General features: G+C 48.1%; 14 protein-coding genes. All 14 read right to left on the reverse strand.

What is annotated here, in order from left to right; all coding sequences use genetic code 11:
- Positions 1-195: 195 nt before the first annotated feature.
- The 14 genes from H8J70_RS08155 to H8J70_RS08220 all read right to left on the reverse strand — a co-directional run bounded on the left by H8J70_RS08155 (position 196) and on the right by H8J70_RS08220 (position 16,197).
- Positions 196-1,086, reverse strand: a complete 891-nt coding sequence (locus tag H8J70_RS08155) for a thiamine pyrophosphate-dependent enzyme (RefSeq protein ID WP_186503461.1) — start codon at positions 1,084-1,086, stop codon at positions 196-198.
- A gap of 4 nt (positions 1,087-1,090) precedes the next feature.
- Positions 1,091-2,269 carry a pyruvate ferredoxin oxidoreductase gene (locus tag H8J70_RS08160; protein WP_186503462.1) on the reverse strand — a complete coding sequence of 393 codons (1,179 nt, stop codon included), beginning with the start codon at positions 2,267-2,269 and terminating at the stop codon, positions 1,091-1,093.
- Positions 2,266-2,568, reverse strand: coding sequence for a 4Fe-4S binding protein (locus H8J70_RS08165; protein WP_186503463.1), 303 nt, complete (start codon positions 2,566-2,568; stop codon positions 2,266-2,268). Before H8J70_RS08165 ends, H8J70_RS08160 begins: the two co-directional genes overlap by 4 nt.
- A complete protein-coding gene (locus tag H8J70_RS08170) occupies positions 2,569-3,114 on the reverse strand; it encodes a 2-oxoacid:acceptor oxidoreductase family protein (protein WP_186503464.1) in 546 nt (181 codons plus the stop codon).
- Between the two features lie 125 nt (positions 3,115-3,239).
- The gene (locus H8J70_RS08175) at positions 3,240-4,439 is read right to left on the reverse strand and encodes a DUF362 domain-containing protein (protein WP_186503465.1); all 1,200 of its coding nucleotides are present in this window, start codon (positions 4,437-4,439) and stop codon (positions 3,240-3,242) included.
- Between the two features lie 42 nt (positions 4,440-4,481).
- Positions 4,482-6,242 carry a cobalamin-dependent protein gene (locus H8J70_RS08180; RefSeq protein ID WP_186503466.1) on the reverse strand — a complete coding sequence of 587 codons (1,761 nt, stop codon included), beginning with the start codon at positions 6,240-6,242 and terminating at the stop codon, positions 4,482-4,484.
- Positions 6,243-6,258: 16 nt separating this feature from the next.
- Positions 6,259-7,647 carry a glutamate mutase L gene (locus H8J70_RS08185; protein ID WP_186503468.1) on the reverse strand — a complete coding sequence of 463 codons (1,389 nt, stop codon included), beginning with the start codon at positions 7,645-7,647 and terminating at the stop codon, positions 6,259-6,261.
- A 33-nt stretch (positions 7,648-7,680) separates the two neighbouring features.
- Positions 7,681-9,015, reverse strand: coding sequence for a sodium-dependent transporter (locus H8J70_RS08190; protein WP_186503469.1), 1,335 nt, complete (start codon positions 9,013-9,015; stop codon positions 7,681-7,683).
- Positions 9,016-9,034: 19 nt separating this feature from the next.
- Positions 9,035-9,235, reverse strand: coding sequence for a hypothetical protein (locus H8J70_RS08195; RefSeq protein ID WP_186503470.1), 201 nt, complete (start codon positions 9,233-9,235; stop codon positions 9,035-9,037).
- A 659-nt stretch (positions 9,236-9,894) separates the two neighbouring features.
- Positions 9,895-11,229, reverse strand: a complete 1,335-nt coding sequence (locus H8J70_RS08200) for a sodium-dependent transporter (RefSeq protein ID WP_186503471.1) — start codon at positions 11,227-11,229, stop codon at positions 9,895-9,897.
- A gap of 40 nt (positions 11,230-11,269) precedes the next feature.
- Entirely contained in the window at positions 11,270-11,443 is a 174-nt protein-coding gene (locus H8J70_RS08205; protein ID WP_186503472.1) for a hypothetical protein, read from the reverse strand.
- Between the two features lie 300 nt (positions 11,444-11,743).
- Positions 11,744-12,646: a LysR family transcriptional regulator gene (locus H8J70_RS08210; protein WP_186503473.1), complete on the reverse strand. Its 903-nt coding sequence runs from the start codon at positions 12,644-12,646 to the stop codon at positions 11,744-11,746.
- Between the two features lie 223 nt (positions 12,647-12,869).
- Positions 12,870-13,784: a glycyl-radical enzyme activating protein gene (locus H8J70_RS08215; protein ID WP_186503474.1), complete on the reverse strand. Its 915-nt coding sequence runs from the start codon at positions 13,782-13,784 to the stop codon at positions 12,870-12,872.
- 25 nt (positions 13,785-13,809) lie between these two features.
- A complete protein-coding gene (locus tag H8J70_RS08220; protein WP_186503475.1) occupies positions 13,810-16,197 on the reverse strand; it encodes a glycyl radical protein in 2,388 nt (795 codons plus the stop codon).

Genomic DNA, 16,197 nt, shown 5'->3' on the forward strand with positions numbered 1-16,197 from the left:
ACGTGGCCGCGGATGAACGGATGGTCCGGTACTTCTGCTGCCGGAATCCGCTTACCCTGCAGATATACGACGATATTGCGTTTCTTCAGGCTTTCCTTGTATTCTTTCCCTGTCATCATATGCAGTAACCCTCATTTTCTTAGAATAGGAAGACCCTGGCCATCCTTCTCGCTAAGGCCTTCCCTCACTACACGCTTACGCGTTCCAATGCGTTCTCATTTGTGCCCATTTGGCGTCACGGATACGGCAAATTTCTGCAATATCTTCATCCTTCAAATGAGCAAACCGGTTTTGTTTCTTTAAATACTCTTTCACATCGCCAAATTCCTTCGGATTCCGGTTCAGTGTGTATTCATGATTTTCATACTCTGCTAAGTACCAAAGACCCGTATCGACGGCCTTTTTCGCCAGGTCGACGGTCAGTTCGGACGCACAGCCCCAGCCGGTCGGACAAGGAGCGAAAATATGGATATACGACGGGCCGTTTACAGCTTTTGCCTTAGCCACTTTGTTCAAGAGATCTTCCGGATAGCCCAGGCTGGCTGTAGCCGCATAGGGAATATCATGGGCAGCGACGATTTCAAAGACATTTTTCTTTGCTTTCGTGTTGCCCGGCAGGCGGTCGCCGGCAGGAGATGTCGTCGTCTTAGCTCCATACGGCGTAAGGCCCGACGTCTGGACCCCTGTATTCATATACGCTTCGTTATCGTAACAGATATACATGATACGGTCACCCCGGTCAATAGCCCCGGAAAGGGACTGCAGGCCAATATCGGCAGTACCGCCATCACCGGCAAAGCCGACAACCGTGTAATCCGTAAGGCCCAATTCTTTGGCACCTGCTTCTACGCCTGCTTCAAAAGCTGCCGTACCGGCAAAGGGTGTAATGGCGCCGCTGCAGCCAAAGGTCATGCTGGGATAAATGAAAGCGACCGTCGACATACAGTTAGGCGGTACAATTGCGAAGGTTCTCTTACCCAATACCTTCATCACCAGCCGGATAGATAAGGCAGCACCACAACCGCCACAGGCTTTATGCCCGTAAAAAAGCTCTTCATTCGTAATATTTTGTGCATTTAAGCCCATTGTATCAACACCCCAGTTTCACAAATTCAACGGTCGGTGACTGCGGTTCTCCGGCAGCCTGACGCAACAACTTATCAAAGCACTGTGCAATGTCCCCTTTAAGAATGGAACGGCCGCCTAAGCCGGCGATGAAGTTGAACGTAGCCGGTTTCGTTGTTCCCCGCATAAGGGCCGAATTGACATTGGTAAAGACGACGCCTTCACAGCCGTGATCGATATCTTTTTCCAAGACACCTACGGCCTTTACGTGTTGTAAGGCAGCAATGATTTCTTTTTCCGGGAACGGGCGCATACAGCGAATTCTGAGGAGGCCTACTTTTTTACCTTCAGCCCGCAGGGCATCGACAACACAGCGTGTCGTGCCGGCTACACTGCCCAGGGTAACGATGACGGCATCTGCATCGTCCGTGCGATACGTTTCCACCAGGCCGCCATAGGTCCGGCCAAATAATTCTCCATATTCCTTATCGGCAGCAATCAATTTTTCACCGGCCTTTAAGGTCGCTATATGCTGCTGATAGTGAAATTCCAAATTATAATCCGGGCCGGCAGTAATACAATTGCTCGTAGGATTGTCCAAATCCATCTTGTTGGCATAATTCTGATACGGAATAAATGCATCTACTTTATCCTGTTCCGGAATTTCTACAACTTCATACGTGTGGGTAAGGACAAAACCGTCGAGGCAGACCATGACCGGCAACATAACTTCCGGATCTTCTGCTACTTTATAGGCCTGAATCGTCAAATCCAGGGCTTCCTGTGCATCTTCTGCATAGAGCTGGATCCAGCCGGAAGCGAGCTGGGAAAGGGAATCGCGCTGATCGCCGTAAATATTCCAAGGCAGGGCCAGCGAACGGTTGGCATCCATCATGACGATGGGGAAACGGGCACCGCTGGCATAATAGAGACCTTCCGTCATATAGAGAAGACCTTGGGAGGACGTAGCCGTAAAGGTCCGGGCACCTACGGAGGCGGCGCCCAAAGAAGCCGTAATCGCACTGTGTTCCGATTCTACATGGAGGTAAGTGGCCTTGAGGCTGCCATCTTCAACATAATCAGATAAGCGTTCTACAACAATCGTTTGCGGCGTAATAGGATAAGCTGCTATAACTTGAGGCCGTGCTAATTTAGCACCCAGGGCCACGGCTTCGTCGCTGCAGATAAACATTTTTTCACTCATGCTTCTGTCTCCTTTACTAAAGTAATAGCACCAACCTTACATTCATGTGCGCATACGCCACACCCTTTACAATAGTTCAGGTCGATTTCCAAATCCGCTTCCGATTTATCAATGGCCCCTTCAGGACATACGAGGAAACAACGCAGGCAATGGACACATGTTGCGTGGTCGATAATGGGCCGAAAGGTACGCATGCCCGCATTAATACCTACGATATGGGCAGACGGACAACACGGTCCTACAGGATACTCTGCCAATGTCTTCGGCGGCACAAAATTTACAGGTTGTGGTCTGTTCATTTATAATTCCCCCTTCACTTTATCGTACGCTGCGGTAAACAAGGCCTTGTTCTTTTCCCGGATGCGCGGTGCCAATTGATCGTCAATCGCCTTGAGAACAGAATCGCTATTGACCGTCCCGGCAGCAGCGACTAAGGCAGCCAGCATCGGTACATTCGTAATAGGCCGTCCCAGGATATCCAGGGCCAGGGCCGTTGCATCGATCGTGATTACCGTATAGTCACCCTTTTTTGGGAAAGCGGCAGCATCCTGCGTCGTATTGATTACCAGGATTCCTCCATCCTTCAGCCCCTTGGTTACATTGTCGCCATACAGGGTATCATCGAGGACGACGACGTAATCACACGTTTCCACTTCACTGCGGTCCGTAATTTTCTTGTCGTCAATACGGGTAAAGGCCAGTACGGGAGCCCCCCGTCGTTCCGGTCCAAAAGAGGGAAAGGCCTGCACATATTTATGTTCATGAATTGCTACAGCCTGTCCTAATAAACGGGCTGCTGTAAAAGCGCCTTGCCCGCCACGTCCATGCCAACGTACTTCGATCATCTGTAATCACACTCCATAGCAATAATTTATATCTAATCGTTATAAGCAGGGTGTTAGGCACTCTATACAGGCCGCTTGTACCCCGAGTAACCTGTATAGAGCCACACCTATTTACTTTTCTTTACTTATTCTTTTTCGTTCTTTTCCGTTGCATAACGACGGCCTACTTCCATGCGATCACCGGCTACGGCCTGGACAAACCAAACGTTATTGGGCGGGCAGCCTTTGCACGGTGTCCCCATATCCCAGAGCGGCTTCGTGCAGACACCCATGAGAATGAGGTCTTCCTTCTTGATCCCTTCCGGAATCTGATCCTTCGTAACCGGTCCTAAAACGATGGTCTTTCCTTCCAGGAGATGTTCGATGTGCTGGTTCTTCATATCCATAATGGCACTGATCATCGTCGTCTTGCAGCCTGTGCAAGCCCGGGCATCTTCAATCTTGGTAAAGGGAGGCACACCTTCAATTTCTACTTCACTGGCCCGTTTAAAGCGTTTGCGGACGGCCGCGATCGGTTCCCCCTTGACTTCGATCTTATCCAGGTTCATTTCGCCCAGGCCCCGTTCATAGGCCAATTTCGTGATCTTTACTTCTTCCGGTTCGTAGCCCATGACAGCACCGGTAACGGCATCACAGGCAACGCAGTCCTTCGAGGCAATGATCAGATCCATCGGCACCGGTTCGCCAAAGATAGGCCCTAACCCTTGCTGGCCGACGATCCCATCGACTACCGTAAGAACCCGTTTGATGCCCTGATTGAGATCGACGACGCCGCCAAATACGCCTTTTTTATGGAATTCCTTCTTTTCCGTATCCTGGATCAGGCCTTTGAGGTTTTTGATCCCCAGCGTTACTTCTGTCTGGTCATGGGTTTTCATGACCGGTACGCTAATAATGGCATCGGCATCGACGACGGGCTGCCACGTATCCAGGCGCTGTACTACTTCACCTTGTGCACATTCGATGACGGCACGGGGCTGTTTTTTCAAATCCAGTACGGTGTAGCCCTGGTCTCTCAATTTCGTGTATTCAGCAAATTCAATGACCTTTTCCGTATCGACGCCGGCTGCAGAGGATTCGGCAATATACGGTTCTGCGCCTGCTTCTTTACAGATATCATAAATAGCCTTGCACACTTCATAGCGCGTGACCGCACCGGAGAGACGGTCGGAGCCGGGAGCTACGAGGTTCGGGTTAATCAATACTTTAAAGCCCGGTTTAATAATATCGGAAATACCGCCGATTGCATCAAGTGCTTTGCGGACAGCTTCGGCAATAGCTTCTTCACTGTGATTTTTTGTTTTGATAATCGATACAGTACTCATAGTTGAATTCTCCTTTTTATAATACATAGAAACATGAGACATTTATAAACGCTGTTTGATAAGATCTACCAATTGATCAGCATTTGATGAGCAGACAACTCCCATTTCCGTAAGCTTGTCGTCTACGTTGACAGGCAACGTTTGACCGGCTACGTTTTCATTGAGGAGCCCACCCATGATGACAGTGACGCCATCGAGGTGTTGCTGCGCAATCCCGTTAAGTAATTCGCTGGCATAGGTCAGGGCAATTCCGTTAAAGGTAGAAACGAGGACAAATTTGCTGTCCGTTTCGATAATCGTATCGATGATTTCCTGAGGGCCTACATTGGCGCCCAGATCAAAGATATTCATGCCCGCTTCTGTCAGGACAGATTTTACGATTTCCTTGCCAAACTCATGCACATCCGTTGCCGCGACAATACCATTGACCCCATCCAGGGAATGTTCCAGGTTATCGATGGTCTTACAGATCTGAGTCCGTCTGTTTTCAATGGTCCAGACGATATCCGTCGGTTTAATGGGAACGCGGCCACGCATAGCCTTTTCATCCTTCTTGCCGGCGCCGTACAATTCTTCCAATTTCGCCGGGCCTAAGGCTTTCAGCGCCAGCAGCAGTTCGCAAGGATTCTTTGTATCAATACCAATATCATCTAATCCATTCATAACGCGTTCAAAGAAAATACGGCCGCCAATAACGAGTTTTTCTTTTTCTACGGTCATCTTTTCAATGTCCAGGAAGGCCTGATAATGTTTTGCTTTTTCTTCCAGCATATTGGCGGTTACATGAACCTGAATAATTTCATCAGCTGAAGGAATGCGGATGGCTTCCGTAATCGGTATAGGTGTTACGGCGTGGCCTGTAGGGAAGAGCATCTGGCCACACGTATCAGCCAGGACGAAGGAACAGAGGGCTGCATAGTTGCGGTCATAATCGTTGGAATAATCAATGGTGTTACCATAAATCATGGACCCTGGCGTATGATACGTATTGATTTCATCATTGGCCATGAGGAAAATAATACGTAAAATCGGATCACTAAACAGATTCCCGTACATGAGCGACAGACGGCCGCCCAAGAGTTCTTCTACGATATAGCGTTCCATAATTGCCCAGCCTGTCAGGTTAGCCAAATCGTGGAACATAGCACCGAAACCATCGTCCAGATTCGAATGGATAACTGCGCCTTGATCCCTAAAGAGGCCCATGAGGCCAATAGCCGTGGCCATGTTGATAACCCGGTCTTCTTTACTCATGAGACCGCCGGGATATTCATACGTATAATACTGGGCAATGTTCCCCATGGTTGTTACGCCAGCCTTTAAGGCCAATTTTACGTTTTCCGTGGAGTTCAGGGAGCCTATCATATGATCGCCAAAGTGAGGCTGGATCGGTACTACCTGGCCGACGGCTGCCCATTCTTCCGGTGTTTCAAAAATCAGGCTGCCGCCTTTCATTACTTTATCCCGCATTTCCTGCGGTACGCCCATGACCCAATCGAGGGCCACGCCAAAGCGGTCGAGAATGATACCGCGCTTGTTCGTCAGTTCATCGTAAATATATTCAAATCCCTTGGCTGTTTCTTCCCATGAATTCCAGCCAATATGGGCATGATGCATGATCTTTCCTTGCTTCATCATCTTTTTCTTGTATTCAGCTTCAGAGGTCACGCCGTACTTTTTCATAAATAAGGTCGTACCGATCGTGACATCCTGTGCTTCTTTACGTGACGCTGCCAGAATTTCTTCCAGCGAAGGCACATCATTAGGTACTAAATCCTTTTTCAATAAAATCTGATCACTCATTGTTTACCACCCTATCTCACGTTAATGGAATCAGTTTATCTAACAATATACGCATGGCTGTTTCCCGATCGATGCCGGATAAGAGGCCGGCAGCGTAGAAAATATACGATGTATCCAAGTAAAAGGCCGCCTTTTCAGGCAACAGCACATCCTTTTCTGCTTTCGTCCGCAAGGCCTGGGCTAAGATACTGCGTGGATCGATACTATTGATGATCGGCCCGCCCGTCCCAATAATGGCCTTGATATTCATTAAATCCTTCCCCTTTTGTATGCGTTGGACCCCTTCCGTATAGCCATCGTAGAGTTGTCCTGCATGACGCCGCACAGATACCCGTACGGCTTCCATGGCAATGGCCTGTTCAAAGAGCTTTTCCTTTTCCGTATCCGGTACAAAGGCATGGTCTTCCAGGCGTTTGTCCTGGCACAAGCGTATTTCCTCATCAGCCAGGCCGGAGTATTTCCGGATCCGCCTCATATCCGCTGCTTCAAGGAGGGAATTGACCGATTCCCTGGCACCAATATCGCCTTCTACGGTCCGCTTAGCCCGCGGTTCCGGTGCGCCGACGAGACGGACACCATCCAACGTTTCCGTAGCTGCATACGAGTGGACATCTGTCGTAGCACCACCCATATCGACCAGCATAATCTGCTCCCAGCCCGGCTGCGTGGGTGTTCCTTCGGCCAGCAGGCGGACCCCCTTTAAGACCGCTGCCGGTGTTGGCATGACGATGGGTCCGATGTACTGCTTGACCGTATCAAACCCTTTCATATGCGTAATGCGTTTCATAAAAATATCCCGTACGGCTTCTACTGTAGAGGCAATATTCAGTGTATTGACGGCCGGTATAATGTTATCGGCAAGGATACAGGTTTTGCCATTCTGATACAAGAGGAAATGTACAGCTTCTGCTGCCTGACTGTTTCCTGCATACACGATTGGTGCCTTGATTCCTCCGGCATGGGCCAGCCGTTTGGCATTTTCTAAAATCCATTTGCTGTTCCCCTTTTCATAACCGCCACAAAGGAGGATAATTTCCGGGTCGAGGCTTCGTATCTGCTCCAGCGCTGCGTCCGTTACAATACCGGAAAAAGAAGCGATGATTTTCGCACCGGCCCCATAGGCAGCGTTTTTTCCGGCCATGAGGCTTAACGATTCTGTCAGGCCGACGACAACCATCCGCAAGCCACCGGCGGCACTGCTGGAAGCAAGCTTACGGGCTTCCAGCAGTGCTTTTTCGCCGATCACCTGCCGGATCTGATCTAAACACGTCACTAAGCCCAGGGAGGCATCAGTGCCTACAGTAGAAGGTGTGCGGAACGTGTAACAGACACGTTGTTCTTCCATATCCACGACTGTCGATTTTGTAAAGGTACTGCCAAAGTCGATTAGTATCGTATACTTCATGAACTATTCACACCTTCCTGTCACGGGTATTGCTTAGAAGAAGATTTTCGGAATGTTTAACAAGGACTGCAATAACAAGAACAATAAGATAGGCACAACGGCATATTTGTAAATAATATCAAACCAGCGTCCCAGGTGAATACTGCTGCCTTCCATCCATTCCGTACGAATCTTCTTGGCACCTACACACCAAGCCAGGACGATCGCCATAATCGCTGCCGTCAGCGTATAACCTAAATCACCAATAATGTAGTCGAATTTAGCCAGGAACGTATCGCTCCAAATGCAGGGGATACTGCCGATAATCGTAACGACGATGATGACGGCCAGCGTCTTTTTCCGGCTCCAGCCTAAGCCATCACTAAAAGTAGTAACAGAGTTTTCCATAATGCCGATGGCTGCGGAAAGACCGCCTAGCAGCATGGCAAAGAAGAAGAAAAAGGCAATTACGCCGGAGAACGGCATTTGTGCAAAGACATACGGCAAGGTGACGTAGGTCAGGCTCGGACCGGACTGCAGGTTCAGGCCGAAGGCTACGACAGCCGGAATAACGACGAGCCCGGAAGCGATACAGCCAAAGAGGTTCCACCAGGCAACGGTGAGGAAGTCCATAGGAATATCGGATTTTTCCGGCAAATAGCTGCCATACGCCATGAGGTAGGCAGGCCCTAAGCCTACGGCGAAGAGTGCCATCCCTGTCGCACGGGCCCAAAGGGACGGATCCAAAAGCATGGACATATCCGGTTTAGCAAACATGGTCAGGCCATCTTCAATGCCCGGCAGGGTAAGAACACGGATTACCAGGGCAAAGAGGATAATGTAATGCAGTGGAATACAGAACTTACAGAACTTTTCAACGCCTTTTTGAATCCCCTTCATACAGACGAAGGAAATAATCAGCAAGGTTACGACAGTCCAGGCAAAGATTGCCGTTCTGTTACCCGTAAAATCTTGGAAGAAACCAACAGAGTCGGCCATAAATTCCTGGCCGCAGTATAAGCTAAAGATTGTATACGCCAGTGTCCACGATACGACAACCAAGTAGTACATGTTCAACCCCAAAGGAATAAAGGGGAAAATCCAGGCGATTTTGCCTTTCTTGCCTAATACCTTTTGGAATGCTGTAATAGGACCACTGCGCATCTTGCGGGCAAAGGCAATTTCAGCCCAGCCGGCCGGCAGGGCAATGACAATCGTCACGATAGTAAAAGCCAGGACGAAGGCACCGCCACCACTTTCTGCTGCTACATACGGGAACCGCCAAATAGCGCCGAGGCCAAAGGCCATCCCGATCGTCGATAAAATAAATCCTAATCTGGAACCCCAAACTTCACGTTCCTGTCCGTTCGCTTGCGTTTGTTCACTCATAGTTGCACACCCTCCCGATCTACTTATTCCAATTGCTCTTATCGTTCAGACTGTGCACTAGCGTCCAAATAGCAACGCCGCCAATCCCGATAATATAAAACCCTAACATAAACCAAGTTGCTCCATCCATTTTGACCTCTCCTTCAAAATCAGACTTTTTACGATCCTCTGGTTTCACTAAATATAAAATGCGCTGCGCAGCGAAAATTCCATTTTTCACAAACCAGACGACGTGTACTGCTATGTTTACTCAGGCTCTTCCGAAAAGAGACTGCTTCAACCAAGTATTTTTTTGTTATACTATCGTTTTTAAGGCATTTCACATATAACTCATGCGATTTTCGTATGTTATTTATGAAATACAAAAATATTTTAAAATTCCGTTTTTAAAATTAATTCTTGCAAGTTATTCCGTTTTCTACAAGTATTATGTTACATCCTCCGCTTCAAAAAGTAAAAATCTAAAATCTCATAGCTATATCAATTTTCTTCATACCTTGTACATTAAAGTACAAATACCGGGTCTATGAGAAGCATCGACTCGTCCCTTGCAGACGCCGCGGCTAAAACGGAAAAATTTCACAAGAATACCGGTTCCGGCCCTAATGGCCGCATCATGCCTGTCATATACTCCTGCAACAAACCAACCGCCTAAATGAAATGGTGTATTCCTTTACGTTCCCATTTTCTCTTTTACCGTTTGGCTGCCCATAAACATAAAAGATGCCTGCAGCAGTCCTTTTATACTGGCTGCTACAGGCATCTTTTATGTAGTTCTAAGAATGTGTCCTATTTAATACAAGGCGGGAAAGCCGGCACGGGGAGAGGCCGTGTAACTGCCGCCTTTCCCAGCCTGAATTGGTACCACCGCAACAGACATCACGTAAAAATCGTCGTGAGGATTTTCGGAATATTAAAGCATGATTGGGCTAACAACAAGAACAAAATCGGGCAAATGACGTATTTGTAAAGCGGATCATAGAAGGTAGGGATCTTGAAATGGCATCCTTTTTGGATCCATTCTTCGCGTACCTTTTTTGCCCCTACATACCAAGCCAGCAGTACAGCCATAATCGTAGCTGTCAGCGTATAGCCTACGTCACCGACAAAGAAATCCATTGCTGCCAGGAATTTTTCACTCCAAATACAGGGAATAGCCCCGATAATGGTGATAACCGTAATAAAGACGATCGTCTTTTTCCGGCTCCAGCCAAGACCGCCGCTGACGGTCGTCACGGAATTTTCCATAATGCCAATGGAAGAAGAGACAGCCCCCAGGGCCATGGCAATAAAGAAACCTAAGGCGATGACTATAGAAAACGGCAGCTGTGCAAAGACAAAGGGCAGGGTAATAAACGTCAGATTAGGACCGGAGTTCAGGTCTAAGCCAAAGGCTACAACAGCCGGAACAATGATCAAACCGGCGAGGATGCAACCCAAGAGGTTCCAAAAGGCAACGGTCAGAAAATCTGCCGGAATATCCGAATCCTTCGGTAAATAGGCACCGTACGCCATTAAGGCTGCCGGCCCCAGGCCGATGGCGAATAAGGCCATGCCCGTAGCCCGGGCCCACATGGAGAAGTTCAGCATCTGCGACCAATCAGGATTGACAAAGAGGTTTAACCCGGCCGAAATATTCGGCAGCGTCAGTACACGAACCATCAATAATGCCAAAATGACGAACAACAAGGGAATGCCATATTTACAGAATTTTTCTACACCGCCCTGAATGCCCTTCCAGAGGATCAACGCGTTCAGCAAGACCGTCACGACGGTCCAGCCAAAGACAGCTAAGCGGTCATTGCTAAAGGTATCAAAAAAGCCGACGGGATCATTCATAATTTCATTTCCGTAGACGATACTGAAACAGATATAGGCCAAGGTCCAGGCGACGACGACCATATAAAACATGTTCAGTCCCGTAGGAATAATCGGGTACAGCCAGGCAATACGGCCTTTTTTATTGCCCAAAATATTCTTAAAGGCCACGACAGGCCCGCTTTGCATTTTTCTGGCCAAGGCAATTTCTGCCATACCTGCCGGTACAGCCAGTACGAGGGTAATAATCAAAAACATCAAGACGAAGGCCCCGCCACCGCTTTGGGCGGTTACGTACGGAAAGCGCCAAATGGCACCTAAGCCAAAGGCCATGCCAATCATCGTAAAGACGAAACCCAGGGATGAGCCAAAGTGCTCTTTTTTCTTCTCTGCCATGATATAACTCCTTTCTTATGAAACCTGCAGCCTCTATCCATCAGGCTGCACCATGATTTTCCGCATAGGCTTCACCGCCGGGTTCTGTAGCTGCCTCATCCTCCTCTTCCTGATAGGAACCACCGCTCTTCAGGCTGTTCCGCATCGTCCAAAAGGAGCCGCCACCGACAACGACCAAATAAAAGACCAGCATGATAATCGTTCCAGTTTCCATTACAACCATTCTCCCTTCAAAAAACCAAGTTCCTATACAATATTATTTTTATTCAACATACCTCCTCATTCTATTTTTCACATACGCTCTGTTATGCATATGTTTTTTATGTTTTTGCTTTACTTTATTCCGAAAACATTTTATTTGTTAATAAAATTTTAGTATCTTGCAATAAACAAGTACACAGTTTAATATTCATAGTGAGAATAAGGATTTCTGTGTTCATCTACTTTCTTATATCTTTGCAAAAATTTCCTAATAATAAAAAAATAAGAGGGTTCTGCCAAAGGCAGAACCCTCTTAAAGTGCAATCACATTGTTTTCTATATTTTTTTGCAGTTCTCTGATAAAGCGCATCGTCGCCAGTGTACTGTTATCTTTGTTTTTTACAGCCAGGCCGATTTCCCTGCAGGCTTCCGGCTCTAAATGCCGCGTTGCCAATGTCGTAAATTTAGCACTACATAGGTTCCAAAACAATTCTGGCACAATGCTGATGCCTAAGCCTTGCTCGACCATAAAAAGGACGGCAAAATCAGAATTAGACGTACACGTCGAAGAAACGGGAACGTGGCATTGCTTAAAATACTGGGCTACATCCGGATCGAGTCCGTCCATGGAGCGGTACATGAAAAAGGACCCGCCCATCATGGCCTCGGCCGGTACACGCTCATACGCTGCCAACGGATGATCCTTGGGAAATACCGCCAGATAGGGATCTTTTTTTAAGGGAAACCAGTCATAGGTCTGTTCCGGCTGCTTACTGATAAAGGCTACATCAATCATCCCTGAAGCCATCCAGTCTTCCAAAATACGGACACTGTTTTCTTCGACCAGATCCAAATGAATCTGTGGATACATACGGCGAAAGATCTGCATGATTTGCGGCATGACCGCGCAGGCCAGGGTGGGATAGCAGCCAATCCGTACTTGTCCTGTAGCCAGGCCCTTCACGGCATCGAAGGTTTCTTCTAATTCCTGGTTCATGGCTACGAGTTTACGGATAGCAGGAATAATCTGTTCTCCTTCCAGAGTCAGCGTAATTCCCTTATTGCTCCGTTGCAGTAGCGGAAACCCACATTCCTTTTCCAGACTGTTCATCATATACGTAATACCCGATTGCGTATACCCCAGCTCTGTTGCTGCCTTAATAAAACTTCCCTTATCCACGACAGCCAAGAGGACTTCATATTTTTTTATATCCAACGAACTGCCTCCTCTCCATCCTATTCTATTTTAAAATGTCAGTGTTCCGATCGTGCTCTTACTTTCTATGATAGGGGCTGTACAGCAACTAGTAAAACGCTATATTTTGATAACTCTATGAAAGTATCTTATATCGCCTATTTCCATTCAAAAAATACATACGTCAGTACAGAAAAAGGGAAGGCATGCGTCAAGCATGCCTTCCCTTTTTCTGTCTTTTATGTTATTCTTCATGTCCCATAACCAGCACTGTTAAGCCTGTAGCCGCCAAAATAGATCGGTTGCGCTCCAGGATTTCATCAGGCGGCGTGACAAATTGCTCCTGCTCTATACCGGCTTCCCGCGCTTTGCTTACACCCATATTGTGGTAGGGGAGCAAATGCACCTCGTGCAGCTGCAATTGCTGCATATAGTCCCGTAAAGCATACATATTGGCTTCATCATCATTGATTTTATGAATCTGGGGTACACGGATGACAATTTTTTCCCGCATCCGTTCATCCCGTGCCAGCGCTTCCAAATTAGACCAGATCCGTTCCGGATCTACGCCTACATAGGTTTTATGAGCCTGGCGGTCCATATGCTTTAAATCGAAAAGGATATAATCGCACAGGGAAGCCAAGGCAGAAAGATCCTCTCGTTTCCCGTAGCCGCTGGTCTCGATGGCAAGCGTATAGCCGGCTTTTCGCACCGCTTCAGCTACGGTACAGACATAGTCTGCATGGGCCAGGACCTCACCACCGCTGAAGGTCACACCGCCACCGGATATGGCATAATAGTCGGCGTCCTTTTGCAGCGTCGCCAATAGTTCATCCAGCGAATAGGTCTTTGATTTTGTATACAAGGCTCCGGTACAGCAAGCCTCTACGCAACGGCCGCATTGTTTGCACTTCCTGTGGTCTATCACTACGCGCTCTGCCTGAAAGGAAAGAGCTTTTTCCGGGCAGGAACGGATACAGCTGCCGCAGCGGATACAGTCTTTTTCCCGGTACATGAGGGTATATGAAGGATCGAGCAATTCCGGATTATGACACCAGCGGCAGTGCAGCGGACAGCCTTTAAAAAACACGGTCGTACGAATGCCCGGTCCGTCTTCTGTAGAAAAGCGCTGGATGCCGCCAATATAGGTTTGCTTCATGAGGATCCTCTCCTATCGCAGGCACTTAGAAATCCGGGGGATGAGCCGTTCTGGCAATGAGTGCTTCCTGGACTTCGCTGTCTAATTCAACGAAATATGCTAAGTATCCGGCCACGCGGACCAAGAGATTCCGATAGTTTTCCGGATGCTTTTGTGCTTCCCTCAGGGTCTTATTATCGATAACATTGATCTGAATATGCTCGCCCATATTCTTAAAGAAGGTCCTTACGACAGCATCCAAAACCATGCGTCCCTTTTTGCCCTGTATACTGCGGGGGTCAAAGCGCAGGTTAAAGAGGCAGCCATCTTTGGCGTTCTTTTGGTCCAAATGGGCTACAGAGTTGATGCATGCCGTCGGTCCGGACGTATCACGGCCCATTGCCGGCGAGCAGTTATCTGCTACTGCATCATAGGCAAAACGGCCGTCTGGCGTAGCCATGATGCATTTACCCTGGGACACATTCATAGACTGGGATTCTACGACTTCTACGTAGTGGCCGCCGCGGGAATCTCTGTATTTTTCCAGGTTCTTGGCATAATGACGGACAATGCCTGCAGCAATGCCATCGACGTAGGCATTATCGTTGCCATACTTAGGCGCCTTCTTGAGCAGGGCCTGGCGGATCGGTTCAGCACCGTCAAAATTATGCTGCAAGGCATCCATGACCGTCTGAATATCCAGTACATGTTTCTGATTGACCAGTGTATCGACAGCTGCAATCGCATCGGCCGCATTGGCTACGCTGACGCAGAACGCGCCGGATTCATAATACTTGGAACCGCCTTCCTGCAGCGATTTACCTTTATCAATACAGCCATCTACGAGCATGGACGTAAAGGCTACAGGCATGCGCGACGCGTGGAGCGAACCGACGACGTTGAAGCCTCGGAGCATCATGTCGACGAAATAATCATTCTGTTTATACAAGGCGTCTTCCAGTTTTTCCAGCGTATCAAGCGTTTCTATTTTACCTGTCCGGGGCCCCAACTGTTCCCCGTTTACAGGATTAACCCCATTGTTCAAAACGAGTTCTACACATTTCAGCTGGTTTACGTAGCCAACGGTCGGACGGCCATCGGACTTACCGGCGACACCCGGCTGAACGCAGCCGTGGATGCCCCAGTTGCGGGCTTCTTCGATGGTACAGCCTGACTTTTCCATGAGCATAGGGATAACCAGGTTATTATTGAAAAAGGCAGGCGTTGCCATGCCGGCCTGGATCATGCGTAAGCCTTCATTCATCAAATCCTGGTTCAAATGATCATGGTATTGGATGGACATCGTCGGCATAGACGTTTGTACAGCCTGATTGGCCTTGAGGCAAAGCATGGATACAGGATTCGTCGCATCGCTGCCGTCTTCCAGCTTTTGGCCGCCAATTATGATATTTTGCCAAAGCGGATAGCCTGCAAAAGACTGGCTATAGAATTTATCGCGCAGTTTCATAATACTCGTTACTTTAATGAAGAAGCATTCGATAATTTCAATCGCCTTGTCTTCCGTAATGCGGCCAGCCGCGAGATCAGCTTCATAAAAGTCATTCGTATACTGGTCGAAGCGATGGAACGATTCACCGTGTCCGTTATTTTCGATGTTCATGATGACATGCATAAACCATACGAACTGGACTGCTTCCTGGAAGGTCCTCGCAGGCTTCAGAGGAACCTGTGCACAAGCAGCAGCAATGTCAAGCAGTTCCTGTTTCCGTACGTCATCCGTTTCAGCTGCCGCTTTTTCCGCTGCCAATTGGCTAAAGCGCTGTGCATAGGCACCGGCCGCATCAATGTCGATCATTACAGCATGCCAGAAGTCTACCTGTTCCTGTTTTTCCTTGCTGTCGACCACCGTTTCTGCAATTTTTTTCTGACATTGTTCCTTATAATAATTGAGGCCTCGTTTTAAGAGGTTAAAATAATCAGGCAGGACATGCCCAGTACCGCAATCGCGGTTACCAACCGTAACGACGCCACTTTCTTCGGCATGCTTTACGTCTTCCGGCAGGGCCCGTTCTACTACCTTATCAAAGCTGATATCTTTCCAGTATGGCAGATATTCTTCCAGTATAGCCCGGTCTTCATCGGTTACGATCATGGGGTCACTTTTCCGTTTGCCAAAATCATCAATCTGTTCCAGTACCCATTCTGACGTATATTCCGGGAAAACAGGGGCACTACGGGGTTTATCTGCCTGGTTACCGACGATCAATTCGCCATCGAGGATAAAGATCTTCTTATTACGTAAAATATAGTCCAGCATATATGCCTTTTGCAGGACCGGCGGTTCAAAGGCATATTTTTGGATGGCCTCTGTCGCCAGTTTAGCCCGTTCGGCGCTCATAGTCGGCGTTTCATCGGTGAGCATCTTCTTCAATTGTTTTACACGGTCTGTCATTTGATAAAATGTTTCGCTCAT

This window comes from Megasphaera hominis (genome assembly GCF_014269395.1).
GTDB classification, from domain to species: Bacteria; Bacillota; Negativicutes; order Veillonellales; family Megasphaeraceae; genus Megasphaera; species Megasphaera hominis.

What these genes read in the sequence shown, in the direction of transcription:
- H8J70_RS08205 (WP_186503472.1), bottom strand. Translation starts at nt 11,443, where the DNA reads ATGGAAACTGGAACGATTATCATGCTGGTCTTTTATTTGGTCGTTGTC.
- H8J70_RS08155 (WP_186503461.1), bottom strand. Translation starts at nt 1,086, where the DNA reads ATGGGCTTAAATGCACAAAATATTACGAATGAAGAGCTTTTTTACGGG.
- H8J70_RS08165 (WP_186503463.1), bottom strand. Translation starts at nt 2,568, where the DNA reads ATGAACAGACCACAACCTGTAAATTTTGTGCCGCCGAAGACATTGGCA.
- H8J70_RS08190 (WP_186503469.1), bottom strand. Translation starts at nt 9,015, where the DNA reads ATGAGTGAACAAACGCAAGCGAACGGACAGGAACGTGAAGTTTGGGGT.
- H8J70_RS08200 (WP_186503471.1), bottom strand. Translation starts at nt 11,229, where the DNA reads ATGGCAGAGAAGAAAAAAGAGCACTTTGGCTCATCCCTGGGTTTCGTC.
- H8J70_RS08220 (WP_186503475.1), bottom strand. Translation starts at nt 16,197, where the DNA reads ATGAGCGAAACATTTTATCAAATGACAGACCGTGTAAAACAATTGAAG.
- H8J70_RS08215 (WP_186503474.1), bottom strand. Translation starts at nt 13,784, where the DNA reads ATGAAGCAAACCTATATTGGCGGCATCCAGCGCTTTTCTACAGAAGAC.
- H8J70_RS08175 (WP_186503465.1), bottom strand. Translation starts at nt 4,439, where the DNA reads ATGAGTACTGTATCGATTATCAAAACAAAAAATCACAGTGAAGAAGCT.
- H8J70_RS08160 (WP_186503462.1), bottom strand. Translation starts at nt 2,269, where the DNA reads ATGAGTGAAAAAATGTTTATCTGCAGCGACGAAGCCGTGGCCCTGGGT.
- H8J70_RS08180 (WP_186503466.1), bottom strand. Translation starts at nt 6,242, where the DNA reads ATGAGTGATCAGATTTTATTGAAAAAGGATTTAGTACCTAATGATGTG.
- H8J70_RS08170 (WP_186503464.1), bottom strand. Translation starts at nt 3,114, where the DNA reads ATGATCGAAGTACGTTGGCATGGACGTGGCGGGCAAGGCGCTTTTACA.
- H8J70_RS08185 (WP_186503468.1), bottom strand. Translation starts at nt 7,647, where the DNA reads ATGAAGTATACGATACTAATCGACTTTGGCAGTACCTTTACAAAATCG.